Annotated in this window: 17 protein-coding genes and 1 pseudogene; 16 read left to right on the forward strand and 2 right to left on the reverse strand. The window is 40.8% G+C overall.

Annotation, left to right across the window (positions count from 1 at the left end):
- Positions 1–53: 53 nt before the first annotated feature.
- The 7 genes and pseudogenes from AC6RNO_RS25790 to AC6RNO_RS25820 all read left to right on the forward strand — a co-directional run bounded on the left by AC6RNO_RS25790 (position 54) and on the right by AC6RNO_RS25820 (position 11,047).
- A complete protein-coding gene (locus tag AC6RNO_RS25790; RefSeq protein ID WP_497107236.1) occupies positions 54–6,629 on the forward strand; it encodes a S8 family serine peptidase in 6,576 nt (2,191 codons plus the stop codon).
- Between the two features lies 1 nt (position 6,630).
- A complete protein-coding gene (locus AC6RNO_RS25795) occupies positions 6,631–7,173 on the forward strand; it encodes a hypothetical protein (RefSeq protein WP_497107237.1) in 543 nt (180 codons plus the stop codon).
- Positions 7,174–7,279: 106 nt separating this feature from the next.
- A pseudogene (locus AC6RNO_RS25800) lies at positions 7,280–7,402 on the forward strand (RHS repeat-associated core domain-containing protein); the annotation flags it as partial.
- A gap of 174 nt (positions 7,403–7,576) precedes the next feature.
- Entirely contained in the window at positions 7,577–7,966 is a 390-nt protein-coding gene (locus AC6RNO_RS25805) for a colicin D domain-containing protein (RefSeq protein ID WP_497107268.1), read from the forward strand.
- The gene (locus tag AC6RNO_RS25810) at positions 7,967–8,407 is read left to right on the forward strand and encodes a hypothetical protein (protein ID WP_488435617.1); all 441 of its coding nucleotides are present in this window, start codon (positions 7,967–7,969) and stop codon (positions 8,405–8,407) included.
- Between the two features lie 426 nt (positions 8,408–8,833).
- Positions 8,834–9,814 (forward strand): phage lytic cycle repressor MrpR family protein, encoded by a 981-nt coding sequence (locus tag AC6RNO_RS25815; RefSeq protein ID WP_497107238.1) that lies wholly within the window; start codon positions 8,834–8,836, stop codon positions 9,812–9,814.
- A 318-nt stretch (positions 9,815–10,132) separates the two neighbouring features.
- Positions 10,133–11,047: a hypothetical protein gene (locus tag AC6RNO_RS25820; RefSeq protein WP_497107239.1), complete on the forward strand. Its 915-nt coding sequence runs from the start codon at positions 10,133–10,135 to the stop codon at positions 11,045–11,047.
- A gap of 303 nt (positions 11,048–11,350) precedes the next feature.
- Here AC6RNO_RS25820 and AC6RNO_RS25825 read toward each other — a convergent pair whose 3' ends face one another.
- Positions 11,351–11,569, reverse strand: a complete 219-nt coding sequence (locus AC6RNO_RS25825; RefSeq protein WP_474683025.1) for a helix-turn-helix domain-containing protein — start codon at positions 11,567–11,569, stop codon at positions 11,351–11,353.
- A gap of 148 nt (positions 11,570–11,717) precedes the next feature.
- Between AC6RNO_RS25825 and AC6RNO_RS25830 the strand changes: the two genes are divergently transcribed.
- The 6 genes from AC6RNO_RS25830 (at position 11,718) to AC6RNO_RS25855 (ending at position 15,332) form a co-directional block, all read left to right on the forward strand.
- Positions 11,718–12,494, forward strand: coding sequence for a recombinase family protein (locus AC6RNO_RS25830; RefSeq protein ID WP_497107240.1), 777 nt, complete (start codon positions 11,718–11,720; stop codon positions 12,492–12,494).
- A gap of 14 nt (positions 12,495–12,508) precedes the next feature.
- Positions 12,509–12,763: a hypothetical protein gene (locus AC6RNO_RS25835; protein WP_497107241.1), complete on the forward strand. Its 255-nt coding sequence runs from the start codon at positions 12,509–12,511 to the stop codon at positions 12,761–12,763.
- A gap of 266 nt (positions 12,764–13,029) precedes the next feature.
- Positions 13,030–14,268: an IS110 family RNA-guided transposase gene (locus tag AC6RNO_RS25840; RefSeq protein ID WP_497107242.1), complete on the forward strand. Its 1,239-nt coding sequence runs from the start codon at positions 13,030–13,032 to the stop codon at positions 14,266–14,268.
- 44 nt (positions 14,269–14,312) lie between these two features.
- Complete coding sequence (locus AC6RNO_RS25845) at positions 14,313–14,561, forward strand: hypothetical protein (RefSeq protein ID WP_474686393.1); 249 nt, start codon at positions 14,313–14,315, stop codon at positions 14,559–14,561.
- Entirely contained in the window at positions 14,561–14,839 is a 279-nt protein-coding gene (locus AC6RNO_RS25850; RefSeq protein WP_497107243.1) for a type II toxin-antitoxin system RelE/ParE family toxin, read from the forward strand. Before AC6RNO_RS25845 ends, AC6RNO_RS25850 begins: the two co-directional genes overlap by 1 nt.
- A 187-nt stretch (positions 14,840–15,026) precedes the next feature.
- Positions 15,027–15,332, forward strand: a complete 306-nt coding sequence (locus tag AC6RNO_RS25855) for a hypothetical protein (protein ID WP_497107244.1) — start codon at positions 15,027–15,029, stop codon at positions 15,330–15,332.
- A 278-nt stretch (positions 15,333–15,610) separates the two neighbouring features.
- Here AC6RNO_RS25855 and AC6RNO_RS25860 read toward each other — a convergent pair whose 3' ends face one another.
- A complete protein-coding gene (locus AC6RNO_RS25860; protein WP_497107245.1) occupies positions 15,611–15,949 on the reverse strand; it encodes a hypothetical protein in 339 nt (112 codons plus the stop codon).
- 32 nt (positions 15,950–15,981) lie between these two features.
- On the opposite strand from AC6RNO_RS25860, the gene AC6RNO_RS25865 reads away from it, so the two are divergent.
- From AC6RNO_RS25865 to AC6RNO_RS25875, 3 genes are all read left to right on the forward strand, one after another.
- Positions 15,982–16,152 carry a hypothetical protein gene (locus tag AC6RNO_RS25865; RefSeq protein ID WP_497107246.1) on the forward strand — a complete coding sequence of 57 codons (171 nt, stop codon included), beginning with the start codon at positions 15,982–15,984 and terminating at the stop codon, positions 16,150–16,152.
- Between the two features lie 137 nt (positions 16,153–16,289).
- Complete coding sequence (locus AC6RNO_RS25870; RefSeq protein ID WP_474686411.1) at positions 16,290–17,285, forward strand: Gfo/Idh/MocA family protein; 996 nt, start codon at positions 16,290–16,292, stop codon at positions 17,283–17,285.
- A 280-nt stretch (positions 17,286–17,565) separates the two neighbouring features.
- Positions 17,566–18,456 carry an ABC transporter permease gene (locus AC6RNO_RS25875; RefSeq protein WP_474686485.1) on the forward strand — a complete coding sequence of 297 codons (891 nt, stop codon included), beginning with the start codon at positions 17,566–17,568 and terminating at the stop codon, positions 18,454–18,456.
- Positions 18,457–18,467 lie beyond the last annotated feature (11 nt).

Raw genomic sequence — 18,467 nt, forward strand, 5'->3', positions numbered from 1 at the left:
ACAACGGAGCTATCAGTGTTTTCCTTGCAATTCAATAGAATCTGGAGGTCATCATGAAAAAAAGATTTCTGCCGCTCTTGCTAAGTATCATCCTATTATTAACACTGGTCTTACCTACATTTGCAATGGCACAAGATGCCGCGGCTCAAGAATCAAGCAATAGTTTCCCTGATGGAGCTTATATCGTCAAGTTCAAAGATGCGGAAAAAGGGAAACAGGCTCTTGGCAAAAGAACCAAGCGAAGCTTGCAGTCTGAAAAAAAAGAGAAGAGATTTAACCATCTTCCTTCTCACATTTCTACAACGCTATCAACTAGCGAAGTTGCAGAGTTAAAAAAGGACCCGAATGTAGCCTATATTGAAAAAGATAGTATTGTTAGTAAAACAGGCGATACAGTAACGCAAAACATATACCAAATCCATGTTCCTGAAGTCCATAATCAGGCGATCTATGGTGACGGTGTGAAGGTGGCTGTTTTTGACACAGGCATTAATGCACAATCACCTGAGCTAAATGTGGCAGGGGGCGTTTCTTTTGTTTTGAATGACGCTTCATTAAACGATAACAATGGTCACGGTACTTTTGTCGCTGGAATCTTAGCGGCTTTAAAAGATGATCGCGGATTTGTGGGAGTCGCTCCTCATGTAAGCTTATATAATGTGAAAGTCTTGGATTCAAATGGTAACGGAACATATAGCCAAGTAATCCAAGGGATTGAATGGGCCATTGATAATCACATGGACATCGTTGCGATGAGCTTTGCCGGAGCCGACTATTCCATCGCACTTGAGGAAGCTATGCAACTGGCCTATAACAACGGCATTCTTCTAATTGCCGCAACTGGAAATGACGGGTTAAATAAAGTCTCTTATCCAGCAAAATTTAGTTCTGTAATCGGTGTGGGAGCTGTAGACAGCAATAACCAAATCGCATCATTTTCTAATACTGGGGCAGAAGTAGAACTGGTTGCTCCGGGTGTAGATATTCAAGGTTTGCCACTATCAGGAAGCAATTACATCACAATGAGCGGTACATCGATGGCGGTTCCGCAAGTTGCGGGTGTCGCGGCGCTTATGAAAGGACGCAATGCAACATACAGAAATCAAGAGATTCGTCAAGCTTTGGATAACAGTGCGCAGCCTCTTGGCGATTCAACGAAATATGGCCACGGACTTGTCAATGCCTCTGGGGTGTTGGGCATACCTGCTGCAGGCGGCTCTCCTTCGGTAACAGATCATGTGTATGGTGGCACCGGCACTCAGTCAGTTTATGATTCGGTTTATCTGAATCAAAGAATTAATTATCTTAGCATTACGTTCCAAACCGAAGTTTCTATAATTGAGGAAAACTTGATTAAAGGTTATTCTTTAGAACAAATCGAACAGGCGTTGACTTTTCAAAGACAATCGGGAAGAAGTCTCGAAGAAATTTTAAAAGTAATAGCGCCCAAGAGCTTATTTTCCTTTGATTCTCAAGTATCGGCTTCTGTTCTAAATACCATGTCCTCTTATGATAATGCATCACTTAATAATGTTAATCTCAAAGCAGATCAATCTCCTTTCAACATCGGCAATACAGGAGAACAAGTATCTGCTTTATCAGGGGCATTGACGCGAAAAGAAACTGATTTGACGCTGCCTGGTCGAAATGGTATTTCATTTGCACTAAGAAGGGTCTATGATAGCCAGGCATCAAATTTATTTAAGCGAGAAGTAGAGAGGATCTATCTTGGCCGTTATGAAATCCAATATAACGCCTATCAGTTAACAGAGACATTGAACAATGGTGGCGTAGTTATTAATAAATCTGGGCCTTATTATTACACCGAATGGAAAGGTTTTGGGACTTTAGGGGATTTTACGAAAGCAAAGGATTGGATTAACAACCATCCAAATGAAGCAGTATCCTACTCAAGTTTGTCAGGACCTGATTCGAATGGAAATTACACAAGAACAGTGAAGGGAATAGCGCCCAGGCCGGAACTCACGGTTCCAAAATACGACCCTTCTCCGACAGCTTATTACATACATAGCTTAGTTAATAAAACACCAGATCAAATAGGTGTAGGGTGGAAATGGGACATACCCTACATCGATAATTCGTTACATTTGACAAATGGAAAAACCATACAACTGTCTTTTACAAATGATGGATGTTATTTGAGGAATTATGCTTATCAAGATATTTCATTATATTGTGGTTCAAGTCATAACCCTATTAAAGTCGGCAACAACACATCACAATTCAAAGTATTTTCTAAAACGGATGGAATAACCTACTACTTCGGTGTTTCCGGGCAGCTTCTTCAGTATGGCGATAATTATAATAACACTGTTCAATTTTTTTATGATACAAATGGTCTAAATAAAATTCAAGATGCCATAGGCAATACAATAAATATTACGTATTCTGATTCAAAAGTTACTCTAACACAAGGCAACAAAACGGTTATTTATAATTTAACCCGACAGGATAACATTTTTCCGGATCAACCATGGTTAAATACAAACAACGCTTATCTAACGTCTGTTCAGAATACCGCAGGCATAACTACTTCATATTTTTATTTACCTTCAAATAATACGACTTCATTTTCCTTTTCAGATAAATCTGATGGATATAGTGAAGGAGGATTAAAGCATGCTTTGTTAAGCTCAGTAAGCTATACGACGGGGGCAAAGACGATTTATACTTTTGAAAGCAATCCGATTACAAGATGGATTGGAAAGTATGCTTATATTCAAGAATATCGTATTTCATCTAGACAGGATCAGGTAGGTGATGGCAATGCTTACAATTTGACCAATTACACGTATAGCGGAGACGTAGGCGGTTCATACAGTAATGCGAATATGCCAAATGATTCCATTATAAGCACTACTATTACTACTGGAGGAAAGACGTCGATCAGTAAAGTGCAAAAACATTTTACTGATTTCGAGAAAATACCCTATACACCAGATTGTGATACCCCTTTTGTACACGTTCACATTTGTGTTGCAACATCGAATTCCGTTTACTTTTATAATACAAATGTGACGGAAACCGCAAATAATTTGCAGCACAGTACTGACTATACGTATGATGTTCCTAATAATATACCAGATCCGATCGTAATCAACTCGAGGTATACGGATATTACGAAAAATCAATCTTCCATACCAAGAATCGTTAAGCGAACATATAATAATTATGGACAATTGACATCAGAGACTGATCCGAATAATATCGATACAACTTATCAATATCAAAAGTTTGCAACAGGTGAATCTTATCTTACCAAGGTTATAAAGAAATTAAATAATAACCTGACCCAGTATACAAATTATCAAAGAAATGACAAGGGCAGCGTTACAACTCTTACGGTCAAAGACAATGATGATCCGAATGGTTCAATTGCTCTGAAAATCGATTATGACTACGATCAATTCGGTAATCAAACCAAAGTGACGGCTACAGACAATCGAAGCACGACGTCTGCAGCAAAATCATATGATTTAAACCTACCGAATAACGGAGCATTCTTGACTAAACAATCGGTACAAGTGACAGATGTAGATGGGAATAAATCAAATATTGAGCAAGGCATGATCTACGATACGACGACGGGTAGATTGACTCAGTATACGGATGGCAAACAATATGTCACGAAGTATGAGTATGACCTTCTGGATCGAGTGACGAAAGCGACATTCCTGGATAATAGCACTGTGACACTCGCGTATGACGATGTGAACAACAAAATTACGTCAACAGATCAGACGGGACTCACAACAATTACACAATGGAACCCGCTTGGCTGGAAAATCTCCGAAGGAATCAGCGGGAGCGGCTTTACGACTTATGGCTACGATTCCTACGGACGGATGATGTGGAGCAAGGATGCTCTCGGTCATACCACCAATTACCAGTATGATTCATGGGATCGACCGAAACAAACGGACTATCCTGACGGTTTTTCCGCGAAGGTGTCCTACGACGATATCAACTTTACCAAGACGGCTACGGATGCAGAGGGCAACCAGACCAAGGAAACGTATGATCTGTTAAATCGCCTGATAAAGAAAGAATGGTTGAAAACAAAAGAGACTAAGCTTGCAGATTACACATATGACTATGTTGGTAATGTACTTACAAGCACGGACGGTAAAAATTATCCCACAACCTACGTGTACGATGTGTTAGGCCGATTAACATCTGTAACGGATGCGTTGTCTCAGACTACTTCTTATTCGTATAACCTTGCGAATAAATTGACTCAAATCCAATATGCAGATGGAAACAAATTACAAAAACAGTATGACGAATTGGGCAGACTCCTTAAGAAGACCGATCCCGCGGGACTAATTGAAAAATACTACTACGATGCAAATAGCAACTTGAGCAAGTACGTGGATCGCAAGGGACAAACTCAGACATACGGCTATAATAATCGGAACTTCTTGACAAGCAGCGTTTCTGGCAATGAAACGATTTCATACAGCTATGATGCTGCTGGCAGACGTAAGACGATGCAAGATGGAACAGGAATCACAAATTATGACTATTATCCTATAACGAAGCGCTTGAACACGCTCACCTATCCAGATGGAAAAACAACATCGTACCAATATGATGATCAGGGCAATCGAACCCAAATGATCGATCCGTTTGGCAACAATACGGCATATGGCTATGATGTTCGTAACCGGCTAACGGATGTTGGCGCAGCAAAGAATAATTGGGATGCCAGCTACACGTACAAGAAGAATGACTTGTTGTCTACCATCTGGCAAGGCAATAACCTAACTTCAACGTTTGATTATGACGGAGCTAACTTGACCAGTTTGACCGAAAAAAAATCAGGAGGGACAGTCGTCAATGCGTTTGGTTATGAATATGACGATAACTTTAATCAGAAAACCAAAACAGAAAATGGTACAACCAACTCGTTCACATATGATAAATTGAACCGAATTTCTACGTCCACCCAGTTTAACGAGCAGTATACGTATGATACCCGCGGCAACCGTCAAACCCTCCAATCCAGTGGTGCAATGGGTCTAAATGGAGCGAGCTATACGTATGATGACCGCAACCGCCTGACTCAAGTTGCTAATGACGGTGGCAAAAACGTATCCTACCGCTATAATGGAGATGGGTTGCTGTACGAGCGCACGGAAAACGGGCAGACAATACGTTATTATTACGATGGCGCGAATATGATTGCCGAGGGTATAGTATCAGGTGGTGCAACAACTTTGAAGGCCAGATACATTCGAGGCAATGGACTAGTTGCCCGCGCAGATGCAAATGGAAATAAACAATATTACCTGTCAAATGGCCACGGAGACGTTGTGGGACTCACGGATAGCTCAGGAAATACACTGAACTCGTATACGTATGATATGTGGGGCAATCCGCTAACGACGCAAGAAACGGTGCCACAACCATTCCGTTATAGTGGCGAAATGTGGGATAGCTCGACGGGGTTACAGTATCTGCGTGCGAGATGGTATGACCCGAGCATGGGACGGTTCCTGAGTGAAGATAGCTATGAGGGGCAAATTGATAACCCTTTAACTCTCAACTTGTATACTTATGTTCAGAATAATCCATTGACGCATACTGATCCTAACGGGCATTGGCCGATGCCCGCATCTTATTGGGCATGTGCACAGAATCATAGCAGTTGTGCTCTTCAAAGAGAAGTTGAAATGGCTATAAGTAACGAATTTATTAGTGATATTAAAACTTTACTTAACGAAGATGCTTCAATGGCTGATAAGGTTCTAGCGGGTGCAGGGTTCATTCCATATGGAAAGGTACTTCAAGGTGGTAAACTTTGGATAAGACTTTCAAATGGTGAGAGGTATGCCCAAAAGGCTGTTGATATTAGCGAAGACGCGATTAAATATAGTAAAAACCTAGCTTGCAATTGCTTTGTAGCTGGGACAAAAGTCCAGACAGAAGATGGGGAGAAAAATATCGAAGACATTGAGATCGGAGATAAGGTTCTTTCCAAGAATGAAGAGACGGGAGAGGTAGCATACAAAGAGGTTACGGCTACGTTCAATCACGAAACGAATGAGATTTACAAGATCCATGTGGGCGATCAAGTGATTGAATCAACTTTCAACCATCCATTCTATGTAGATGGAAAGGGATGGACGTTTGTCAAGGACTTGAAGGTCGGAGACTTGCTTGTTCAGAGTGATGGAAATACACTCAAGATTGAGAGTATCGAACTGAAACATAAGCGAGCTATGGTTTACAACATGGCAGTTGCTGATTTCCACACTTACTTCGTCAGTGACCTTGGAATTTGGGTTCATAATACCGGAGCGTGTGATATAATAAGTCCATTTGATTTGGTAGGACGTCAAACTAGAGATGAAATGAGTAAAAACCAAATTAAAAAATTGACTAAATCTATGCAAGAAAATGGTTGGGATGGTCCTCCAATCAAAGCGTATGTAGTAGATGGTAAGACAATTATTGTTGATGGACACCATCGTGCGGCGGCCGCAAGGCAAGCTGGGCTTAAAAATGTACCAGTCGAGTATATTACTGAAGAGGAATTGAAAAACACATGGAAAGTAACACCTGATGAATTAGTAGAACAGACTTATGAAGCAGGAGGCAGATAGAATGGGGCTAGAATCCTATAACTTTTTACTATACCCCAAAAAGAATACAGCTAAGCTTACTGATGACGGTTGGGAGACTTTTGGTGAAGATTCCGTATTATTTACAAATGTCACCACAGTCCTTGAATCGAATCTGAACGTCAATGTATATATCCCTAAAGATAAATGGTCGACTGACGATTCGGAGTGTTATTATTCTTACAGGGATGAAACAAGCATTATTGAAATACAAATTAATTCAGGTGAAAAATCAGAAAAAGTTGATGAGATTTCAGTAAGGTTTGCAGTTTGTAACCCGGAGGGCACATTTGAAAAAGCAATAGAACTATGCAGGGAAATGGCAATGCGACTTGAATTGAATGTTTTAGACATGAAATTGCATGAGAATTTAGATTTTAGTAATGAGTTGCAGTTGTTAAGAAGCAAAAAGAAGTTTATTGAAAAGAGAGAGAAATTTTTTTCAACTTTCGGTTTACCCGTTGGAATTGTTACCAAGCCGCTATATTGTGGCGAGGTACTTGATGTATTAAAAGGTAAAAAGTAATTCTGGTTTGGTTAGCGAAATAATATCTCAAAGTTTTAGTCAAGTATCAACCGCCTTGCAACTATTGCTTGGCGGTTTCTTTCAGCCGTGGCATCTTTAAAAAGAGCGATTTATTGACCAAGATACGAACGAGGGGCAGATAAATAACCCGCTGAGTTTGAACCTTTATACCTATGTGCATAATAACCCGTTGACCCATGTTGATCCTACTGGACATATGATCGAGGGATCAGCTGGTGAAGGTGGAAGTGCAGACCTCACCAATTGGCAATATTTTGTCATTGGTCTGAAAATGTTTGTTAGAGAAGGCGTTGTAGGGCCAGAAAACTATGATGCATTAACCGATGATGAACTTAATTCTAAGGATTGGCAAGCTCTCGGTGAAGGGGCTGTTTACCTTTCGATGAGCACAGAAGGGAAGTTCTTTAGTAAAGAGGCATCTATCGTTAACAAGGGTGCGGGTAATGCTGCTAATAAGATAATACAAAATGCCGATGATGTAGTTTTCAATCAAAAGTCAATAGATAAAGCTTTTGGAAAGCATAGAGCGGATTTTGGTGACTATCCTGATGGTAAAAATGCAAGTGTTGAATTATTCAAAAATGATGTAAAGAATTTAATTGAGACTGGGACTCAAAAAAGCGGCACTTATTATGGTAATCAAGGTACTCATGTTTACAATCCATCTACTCAACAATGGGCTTTTATCAATTCGGATAATACATTTAATACTGCGTTTAAATTAAGTGATGAGCAATTCAAATACTTAATAGAGACAGGAGTGGTTAGATAAATGAGACTAGTAACATCCATGATGACGACAGAAGAAATGTCAGATAGCGATATTTCTAAAGCTACTGATATTCTTCTAAGCCAATTTAACAACAAATATGAAATTTATAAATACTATTATGATGACAGAAAATATCGTGAGGTAGATATTGATTTGTTTGACGTGGTCTTTTCGAGAGAAAAGATATACGATGATATAGACAAATTGATTTATGCTTATGAAGAAATTATGAAAACAATATCGCTGCAAATCGATTTTATTGCAGGAAATGATGACACTGATGCGGCAGTAATAAAATACGAGCAGGACAATGAGGATATAAAAGAATTTGGATTATTTGTTACCGAGCGAACTATACCCAATATGCAGCCATATTACTCCTCTCAAATTTGTAATGCTTATGTTAATCTAACGTATGTAAGTTTTGGTGTGTATTACTGACGAGCAACAAAAAGCAGAACAGTACATTTTTGACTGGTATAGAAAAGGACTACATTAAATTATGTACACTCGAAGGTAAAGAAATGGACGATTACCTGACAACTTATTAATATAATCTCAACCGCCTTGCGACTAACCACCGCTTGGTGGTTTCTTTTTGTCTGCCGCGGCATCGCTAGCAACGAAAAGTACGGCACAGCAAAGTAAAATAAAACTAGACATGTGCATTTTCTACTGAACTCACAACTTTCCTTCTTTGAATCCTACGTTGCGTTGTTCATCAACTCCACCGAATTAACTCCACAATGTCAGAGATTCGTTTTTGCTCGTCAGGATTTAAGGAACTGACCTATGCAGATGAATATTTTGCAAATAGGATGATACATGGTATTATAAAAATAAAATATGTTAAAAGAGTTGATGTTCATGGCAAATGTCATTTATGAAGATCGAATGTTCAATGAAGAAATAAAACGAAAATTCATGATCCAGTACAATGAAGGTAGTCAGAAAGTCATACATCGTTTGTTTAAGGTAGCAGCTTCCATCGAATATACACTCAATCAGGACTTATACTCGTTCAATGAGAAGCAGCTTATTCATTATTTCTCTCTGCTTATGCCAACTACCGAGCATTCGTCTAAGAACAATGTCCGGTGGATTGATTTGTATATACGGTGGTCAATTGCCATGGGATACTGGAAAGAAAACAATCCGATTGATGGAGTTTCCACAGAATGGAAAGAACAATTTATCCTTCGACGTAACAAAACGCTTTGGACTGAGGATGAAATTGTTTCAATTATGAATCGATGTGTCAATGCACAGGATGCGGTCATTGTCTCTCTGATTTTCAACGGTGTATACGGGAAACAATACAGCGAAATATTAAATCTTACCAAGGACGATATCGATACGGAGAATAGTCAGTTACATGTAGTCGACGATGCTGGAAACGAGCCTAGAATCGTGACCGTTTCAGAAAGTTGTATCCGCTTATGTGACAAGGCACTCCATGAAACTTATTATGAAAAGAAAAACGGTAAAGCCGTCAATAGTAAGGCTCCTACAGCGCAATTAACTGAAAGCGATTATGTTGTAAGACCCGCGATTACGCAAACTAAAAATATGGATCGAGCGGATAAGCACACGGTTCATCGGAGAATTGCCATGCTTGCGGAAGACATTGGTGAGATGGACTTCATCCCACGAAACATTGCTTATTCGGGCATGCTGGCTATGCTGCACAAGTTTTATTTACAGGAAGGCGAGATTACGAAAAAAGCCTATCCTCGTATTTTGAAACAATTCGGCATTGCTGGAAAAGCTGGAGAAAATCAAACTCTATTCCGACTCCGGCATGAATTTTTGAATGAAGAGAAGATGAAGGAGATGTACTCTATTTGATTCTTCTCCAAAAACAATAAAATAAAAAAAGTTAAAAAATTTCTTGACTTGTACATGCACAATTTGTTAGGATAAACTTACCAGCAAGAGGAAAGTAAGAGAAGATGTTAGGGAAATTTGCCGAAGGTTACTTTTATGATTAAACGTAAAATATGTTAAATTTAAAAATAAAATAAGTTAATTTTATTGAGTTGATATAACGTATCCCGCGTCAAGTACAGTAAAAACATTGAAAGGGGTGATGCGTATTGAGAGTTCTTATAACATGCCGAATCTTCTCTCATTTTTTAGAATCTATCAAACTCTTGGAGGATGCCTTTGTTCGATACCATAACTTTGAAAACGAATATCCCTATTGACCGTCAGTTACTCTTTACATACGAAAATAAACCGATAACTTACTACGATCATGATACAGGTCTACATAAATCTACATACATCATTCATGACACATATCTGCCGTACATCGAATACAAAGAACATATTCAACTGCTCAAAATTCAAATTTCCATCCCCAAGTTTCTCTACGGTAACAATGTACGCCTCCTGAAAGAAAGCGATATCCCCCTTTTCTTCCAAAGGTTGCATCAAAGGTTACACGAATTGTTTGACATTCACGTTAGAACGGAGGACTGGTATTTAACACGAATTGACGTATGCTGGAATTTTCAAGTCCATGAGCAAGTATCTGAATATGTGAAGCAAATTAGCATGATCCAAATTCCATTTATAAAGCCGCATATGGATGGCTATATGGAAACTGTAACTCATAAAAACGAAAGCAGACGCGTTACATTCTACAACAAGCAAAAGGAATGTATCGTTCGTAAAACGCCGCGGGAAATTATAGAACAAGCTCATGGATTGCTCCGAATGGAAATCAGTCCAAGTTATAAGGAGATGAAGGAATATTCATCGAAAAGACGGGCTATAGACCTGCTGACCAAAGAATTTTTCCAGCATACGACGAAGCAGACTCTGAAACATATCAAATTGCCCGAAACTTTAGAAGGTCTCACGATTAGCTGGCTGCAATCTCACTCGCATCAAATTAATCAAATTGAACGTATACTTGGGTTCAAAGTTCTTCATGCTCAGTTCAGTGAAACCGAATTAAAACAAATTTATCGGGTTTCTACATATGCAAGCAAAAAAAGTCAGGCAGGGAAAATGCAATTCCCAAGCCAGACTCAGTTGAAACCATTGTACATAGACTATTCAAAATTGAGTTAGAAGTCATCTATACATACCGATTTGTTAGCGATACGATTGCGATTTCAAATTCGTTTGAAATGAGCATAAAGCCAATGTTTAAAAGGTTTTTTCGACCTATCTTGAACATACATATGAATTGCAAGTAAACATAAGTAAACGTTTGTAATCAATAGTAAACACGAGTAAACAAACGATTTCCGCGATTGTATGACCATTAAAATAATAATTTTATTTTCTAATTGATAGTCGGGGGTAATTTACATCGATTGAAGGCTTGAAAATGGCTGTATACTCCGTATCTGATGCTTACATTTATCGACGTTAGGAATTGGACGATTCGGTTTCTTCTTCGATTAATTCATGAATGCTAATATTCAACGCTTCGCAAATGTGTTCGAGTGTACGAATATAAACTCTATCAACGTTGTCAGAGCATAGGTGATTGATTGTATTTGGTCTTATATTCATTAAGAGAGCTAATTGGCGTTGAGACATGCCCCGCTCCGCTAAAATCTCTCTAAGTCGAATTTTAACTTTCATTTATTGTTTCCTCCAGTATAAATCTTAGCATAAATATATCACGTTACAGAGAAAAAAACATTGTGTATATCTCTTAAAGGATATATAATTGATTTATATCTTTTAAGGGTTACATAAATCCTAATTTCTGTAACGGAGGGCAATTTCAATGAATGTCATCGGCTATATTCGAGTCTCAACATCAGGACAAGCCAAGGATGGTTACAGTTTATCTTATCAGCAAGAAGAAATTGAATCCTATTGCCAGCAACAAGGCTGGAACCTGCTACATGTATTTAGTGATGAAGGTATCAGCGGCGCAAAAGTTGATGAGGATACTTTGGAGGTTGATCGTCAGGGGTTCCAAGACATGCTTTCCCTCATTTCTACTCAATCCGTTCATGCTGTAGTCGTTTTGAACACGAATCGTCTATGGCGCAGCGATATTGTTAAAGTGTTGGTTCATCGGGAGTTTAAGAAACATAACGTCGATGTAAAATCCATTGAGCAGCCAACCTACAGCATTTATAAGAAAGACCCTTCCGACTTCCTGATTAATGGCTTGATGGAATTGTTAGACGCCTACCAACGCTTAGAAATTGCAATGAAATTAGGCAAAGGCCGCAACAAGAAAGCCAAGGAAGGCGGTTATGCAGGAGGAAGGGCGACATTTGGCTACACAGCAAAAAAAGGTTCTAAAGTCATTGAGATTGACGAGAGACAAGCCGCTGTTGTACAACGTGTATTTGAATTAAAGGAATTATACCCGACATGGAGTTTGTCGGAAATTGCAAGTCAACTGAACCTTGAAAACTTAACTACCCGGCAAGGGAACTCTTTTACCAAAGTCCAAGTCAAACGTATTCTTGACCGCAAAGATTTCTATAGCGGCATGTACCGTTATGCCAATGTTCAAGCGGTTGGCAAGCATCAAGCCATTATATGAAAGGTGGTCATAGGATGGAGGCTTTGATTGAAAAGTATCGTCAATTAGTGCAGCAAGAAGATGCCTATTCCAAGCAACTGAGAACCGCTGAAATGTGTACGTTAGCGATGTATGACCACATTTTTCAGTACGGAGAATATGTTGAAAAACTGTTGATGGAAGAAGTATTGCTTGCTATTCATCAGATTGAAGCCAATGTGCGTTTGGAACTGCTTCATTTGCGAATGGAAAAAGCCTTTTTGGCTTGTGACATGAAAGCCAGTAGGTAGCTGAAAGAATCCTGTGAGGGTTGGCATATTGCTGTAGTATCATTGCGCATCATGTAAGAAACATGGTGAACGCTTGTTTCCAAGTTGCGAATCCAACCTTCTACCCTGTTCTTTGACAATAGAATCCTTGTTGAGTGATTGCTAAAGGGTGGTATTGCTCTTGTATCTTTGCGAATCGCTACGGTTAACGCTCGAAATCGGAAGTTGCGAACTGCCCTTTATCAATCACTCAAATGCAATTATTTTACATATAAAGGATGGATAGGATGAAAGAACGAATTGAGTATTTATATGTGGGGATAGACCCGCATAAGCATCAGCATACCGCTGTAGGTATGAACTTTTACCGTGAGAAGCTGTTTGAGGTTACGTTTGCAAACAAGCCATCGGATTTTCCGAAATTGCTCAAGGTCATCGAAAAACAGCGAACTAAAACGGAGTTTACCAAGATCATATTTGGGCTGGAGGATACAACGAACTACGGAAGAACGCTGACCGTATTCCTCAAGAAAAAGCAATACATAGTCAAGGAAGTCAGCAGCAAGCTTTCGAGTGCCAAGCGTAAGAGTCAAAACACGGTTAAGAAGTCGGATTCATGGGATGCGCAATGTATCGCTACAGTGCTGATGGAGGACTTGGATCGTTTACCTGTTGCGAATCCAATTGACCATTACTGGGCGATCAAGCAATTGGTATCTAGGCGGAATGCGAGTATGAAGGGACAGGCATTTTCCATCAAAAAGCTTCATTCTCAGTTACAGCACCATTACCCTACATACCGCAAATTTTTCTCCGAATTGGATGGCAAGACGGCATTGGGCTTCTTTCACCGTTTCCCTTCGCCAAGGCACTTGCAGAGCATTGAATTGGATGAGCTAACCCATTTCTTGCGGAAATTGAGCAATTACGCGTGTTCTACGAAAAAAGCAGAACAAATAATGTCCCTGATTCAAAGCGATGGGCAGCAGGAGAATGATTTTCAGGACAAGCGTGATTTCATCGTCAAAAGTTTAGTGAAGGAAATTCGATTCCACAAGAAGGAAATCGCGCAGGTAGAGAGCGAAATCAAGCCGTTAATGAAGGAATTAGGTTTCAAGTTGGAAAGCATGACGGGGATTGATTTAGTCAGTGCAGCAAATCTAGTGGCTGAAATAGGCGATATTCACCGCTTTGCTTCTGCCAATCAGCTTGCGCGGTTCGCGGGAATAGCCCCTGTTGATATCGGTTCTGGGGGCAAAGTTAAGCATGCGAAGACGAGACAGGGCAATCGCGCCTTGCATGAGTTGTTCTTTCAACTGGCGTGCCGTCAATTGGCGTTGTCCAGAAGACATCAAGAGCCGCGGAATCCGATCTTTCTGGAGTATTATAACAAGAAGCAGGCGGAAGGCAAGACGAAAGGGCAGGCAATTGTTTGTATCATGCGAAAGCTGGTCAATATCTTGTATAAGATGATGAAGAATAAGACGGAATATATCGTGCCTGTATCGAAACTGTATACAGGGTGATATAATATTGAAATAAGAACCATTCCAAGGGGGGAACTCCCACAATGCTGAAAAAGCTTGAAGGCAATCACGCAGAATTGTTTAAGGCGTGGATTGACGACAATGAGAATACGATTGTAGATATTGAAGGCAAACATTATTTGGTCAAACCGTTGAAAAATATTGTCCAAGAGGACATTGAGAGCGATGAGGAACTGAAAGCTCTCATTATGCAAGCGAAACAGGATATCGCTAACGGCGAGGTATATTCTACTGAGGACATCATAGAGGCAATTGAAAAAGGGCAGTTATAATGAACATAAAATGGACACTTTCGGCAAGGAAGAGTTTAAAGCAAATCCAAAGCATCCATTTTACCCAAGAAGAAACGAAGCGTTATCAAGTTGAATTGGTTCGTAAGATTGAGCAAAAGATAGCTGTGTTATTGGAGGCTATTCCAGCAAATGAGCCATCTTGGCTGGGAACGTACAGGATTTTGGTCGATAAATACAAAGTGTATTATTCGTTTTCGGAAGACAAACGTATTTGTTATATTGAAGCATTAAGACACCAACACCAGCATACAGACTGAATTTATGGGCGGGAGCAATCCCGCCTTAACTATAACTATTGGACAATCAAGCTTTATATTCCAAGATACGACGAGGGACAAGTTAATAATCCCATAAGTTTGAATTTTTATACGTATGTGCAGTATAATCCTTTAAGTTATGTTCCTCAAAAAGATCGGAAGTAATAAAAGTGACCTTGGAGGGCGTATGGGATTAGATATTGTTACGTATGATATTAATAACATTAGAGTTAGTGTAAGCGAAATTCCTTTTAGTTTACACAATGCAATATTTACGCAGAATCAGAATTGGCGAAGTTATTTGTATCTAAGAAAAATTAAAGACTATTACAGAACCGATGTATATTTTCAGAAAGAAGAAGTGGAGGAGCTTGTTTTAGATTTGAGACAGGTTATGATATTCGTATCACCAAGTTATAAGGCAGCTTTGCAAGAGGTAATCGATGAACTAAGTCAAGGGAATGTATTCAAAGTTCATGTTGCTGGTGATTAATAATAATTAAGAAGGAAATTACGTTATATACATCCTCAACCACCTTGCGACTAACCCTCGCAGGTTTTTTTATCCGCCGCTATGTCGCTGTTAAACAAATAACCGCCCAGAGAGTATAAGCATCATAGTGAATGCATAAATCTGTCAAGTACGATCCTGCCTCGAACGATGAGCACATTAATGAAGTTTATGCGTGATATTGTTTCAGAGGATGCCGTTGACACGTTGATTGAAATCATTGGGTATTGTTTGCTGCCACATACCGATTATTTTCATGACTAATCTTTTCTGCTGAATTTTATTATGGTTGTTGAAAGAATCAAAGATATAATAGCTAGTACAAATAATGCAATAATCTGTATTAAAGAAGTCATGGCTAGTGAGTGGAACCACATATCTTGGGCAAACATTTTAAATATCCTGAAAAGGATATAGAAAATTGCTGAAAACACCAAGATATATACAAGCTTATTTGCTATGTAACGGATAATATCACCCCATTTGTGCTTATCTGCGGTCTGCCACTCTCTTAAAATATATGGTATAATCTTACTATTTAAAATAGATGAATAAAAGGGGGCTTGCCCGTATTTTTCGCTTATTTTAAAAATATCCAAGACCGATAATTTCATTGAGGGGGAATATTTATATGACCAAGCAGTATGCCATCGATATTGCGAAGAAGCTTTTCAGAGAGAATAGCCAGTCGTACTTTGTTATCCAGGATCCCGCATCAAATGAGTTCAGAATTATAGATAAAGAGGAACGGGATACAAAAAACTTGAATTATTTCGTTGTTTTCAGTATTGAAACGGAGTGAAATGGCATTCAGCTCCCTGTCCGGAGAGGCGCGAACGTTCATATCGAAAAGCCGGCAATCTCATCTTCTTCCGCAAAAAATGATATAGTTAACTTAGAAAGGATGCTAATCAAATGCGCGAAGGAGAAGTCCAAGATATGATACGATTTGCTATTATCGGCACCAACTGGATTACGGAGGAGTTCATTCAATCGGCCAGGCAGACGGGGGAGTTTGTGCTGGCTGCTTTATATTCACGTACGGAGGAGAAGGGGCGGGAGTTTGCCGAAAAGTACGAGGTTCCGCACGTGTTCACGGATCTGGCGGCGTTCGCGGGGAGCGGTGAGTTCGACGCGGTTTATATTGCCAGCCCGAATTCGTTTCATGCGGAGCAGGCCGTTTTGCTCATGAATCATGGCAAGCATGTGCTGGTCGAGAAGCCGGCTGCTTCCAATGCCGCCGAGCTGGCCTTAATAATTGAGGCTGCGCGCAAGAACAACGTCGTATTCATGGAAGCTCTCAAATCGACGCTGCTGCCGAATTTCCGGGCTATTCGGGACAACCTGCACAAGCTGGGGCCAATCCGCCGCTTTTTTGCAAGCTACTGCCAGTATTCCTCCCGTTATGATGCCTATAAGCAAGGTAAAGTGCTGAACGCTTTTAATCCCGCTTTTTCCAACGGCTCTTTGATGGACCTTGGCGTTTACTGCATTTATCCGTTGGCTGTTCTGTTCGGCAAGCCTGAGCGCGTTCAGGCGAGCGGACTGCTGCTGGAATCCGGTGTCGACGGAGAGGGAAGCCTCCTCCTGAGCTATAAGGATATGGACGCGGTGCTCATGCATTCGAAAATTAGCAGTTCGTATGCCCCTGTAGAAATTCAAGGGGAGGACGGGACGATGATCATTGATCAGATCAACACCCCCGGCAAGGTGGAAATCCGCTATCGGAACGGAAGCGTGGAGGAGTTGACGCAGGCGCAAACCGGCAAAGCGATGATGTACGAAGCTGCGGAATTTATCGGCCTGATCCGAAGCGGCAGGCTGGAATCCGCTACGAATTCCCATGCGAATTCTTTAATCACTTTGGAAATTATGGACGAGGCCAGGAGGCAAATAGGGCTTGTGTTTCCGGCGGACAACAGCATACATGCATGAGCGTTGCTTTGAGACTGACAACTGCATAAAAAGGACCCCGGGGAGCAAATGAGGCTCCGGGGTTTTTTGTCTTTTTGCAAGCGCTGTTTTGACATGATTTGATGACGAATTTATACGGTTTTTTACATGTCCGTCTTCCAGTATGATGAATACATACATAGCGGAGGCTTGAGAAAAGCGGGCCGCACAACCAGGGGGAGGGAAGTTTATGAAAACGCTGCCTGCCGATCGGGAACTGCTTCTTGCGGGGCGAAAGCCGTCTTCGCGGTTTTTTCGGAAAATGGTTCAGCAGCGGTATTTGTACATGATGTCCGTGCCTTTCGTCATATGGATCGTCATATTCAGCTACGTCCCTTTGTGGGGCTGGCTGATGGCTTTTCAAAAATTTAAACCGGGTAAGCCGATTCTCAACCAGCAGTGGGTGGGGCTCGACAACTTCAAGGAGCTGTTTGCCGACGAGCGCTTTTATCTTGTGCTGCGCAACACGCTGGGCATGAGCGTCATGGGGCTGATCGTGAGCTTTACGGTTCCGATCGTATTTGCGGTCATTTTGAACGAGCTTCGCAGCCAGTTGTTCAAGCGTTCGATGCAGACGATTTCGTATTTGCCGCACTTCGTATCGTGGGCGGTCGTCGCGAGCATCGTCACGAAGATGCTTGCCGTCGAGAACGGAGCGATCAACGAATTGTTGATGGCGCTGCATGTGATCGACCAGCCGATTCAGTTTATGGCCAAGCCGACCTGGTTCTGGGGCATCGTTACCGCTTCGGACATGTGGAAGGAAACGGGCTGGAACTCGATCATTTTCCTTGCGGCGATGGCGGGAATCGATCAGGAGCAGTACGAAGCGGCTACGGTGGACGGCGCCGGCCGTTTCCGGCGGATTTGGCATATTACGCTGCCGGGCATCCGCGCTACGTTCATGGTGGTGTTCATTCTCTCGATCGGCAATCTGATCAGCATCGGCTTTGAAAAGCAGTTTCAGCTGCAAAACTCGCTCGTTACCGACTATTCGGAAGTGCTCGAATTGTACGCGCTGAATTACGGGATCAAGCTCAGCCGCTTCTCTTACGGTACGGCGATCGGCATTTTCAGCTCCGTGGTCAGTATCGTTTTGGTGCTGACGGCCAATACGATTTATAAAAAAGTGACCAAAGAAACGATTATTTAGGAGGTACGCTC

This window comes from Paenibacillus sp. sgz302190 (genome assembly GCF_059820445.1).

Bases quoted from the DNA above. Each gene is read 5' to 3' on its own strand.
- AC6RNO_RS25790 (WP_497107236.1), top strand. From the start codon at position 54: ATGAAAAAAAGATTTCTGCCGCTCTTGCTAAGTATCATCCTATTATTA.
- AC6RNO_RS25795 (WP_497107237.1), top strand. From the start codon at position 6,631: ATGGGGCTAGAATCCTATAACTTTTTACTATACCCCAAAAAGAATACA.
- AC6RNO_RS25805 (WP_497107268.1), top strand. From the start codon at position 7,577: ATGAGCACAGAAGGGAAGTTCTTTAGTAAAGAGGCATCTATCGTTAAC.
- AC6RNO_RS25810 (WP_488435617.1), top strand. From the start codon at position 7,967: ATGAGACTAGTAACATCCATGATGACGACAGAAGAAATGTCAGATAGC.
- AC6RNO_RS25815 (WP_497107238.1), top strand. From the start codon at position 8,834: ATGGCAAATGTCATTTATGAAGATCGAATGTTCAATGAAGAAATAAAA.
- AC6RNO_RS25825 (WP_474683025.1), bottom strand. From the start codon at position 11,569: ATGAAAGTTAAAATTCGACTTAGAGAGATTTTAGCGGAGCGGGGCATG.
- AC6RNO_RS25830 (WP_497107240.1), top strand. From the start codon at position 11,718: ATGAATGTCATCGGCTATATTCGAGTCTCAACATCAGGACAAGCCAAG.
- AC6RNO_RS25835 (WP_497107241.1), top strand. From the start codon at position 12,509: ATGGAGGCTTTGATTGAAAAGTATCGTCAATTAGTGCAGCAAGAAGAT.
- AC6RNO_RS25840 (WP_497107242.1), top strand. From the start codon at position 13,030: ATGAAAGAACGAATTGAGTATTTATATGTGGGGATAGACCCGCATAAG.
- AC6RNO_RS25845 (WP_474686393.1), top strand. From the start codon at position 14,313: ATGCTGAAAAAGCTTGAAGGCAATCACGCAGAATTGTTTAAGGCGTGG.
- AC6RNO_RS25850 (WP_497107243.1), top strand. From the start codon at position 14,561: ATGAACATAAAATGGACACTTTCGGCAAGGAAGAGTTTAAAGCAAATC.
- AC6RNO_RS25855 (WP_497107244.1), top strand. From the start codon at position 15,027: ATGGGATTAGATATTGTTACGTATGATATTAATAACATTAGAGTTAGT.
- AC6RNO_RS25865 (WP_497107246.1), top strand. From the start codon at position 15,982: ATGACCAAGCAGTATGCCATCGATATTGCGAAGAAGCTTTTCAGAGAG.
- AC6RNO_RS25870 (WP_474686411.1), top strand. From the start codon at position 16,290: ATGATACGATTTGCTATTATCGGCACCAACTGGATTACGGAGGAGTTC.
- AC6RNO_RS25875 (WP_474686485.1), top strand. From the start codon at position 17,566: ATGGTTCAGCAGCGGTATTTGTACATGATGTCCGTGCCTTTCGTCATA.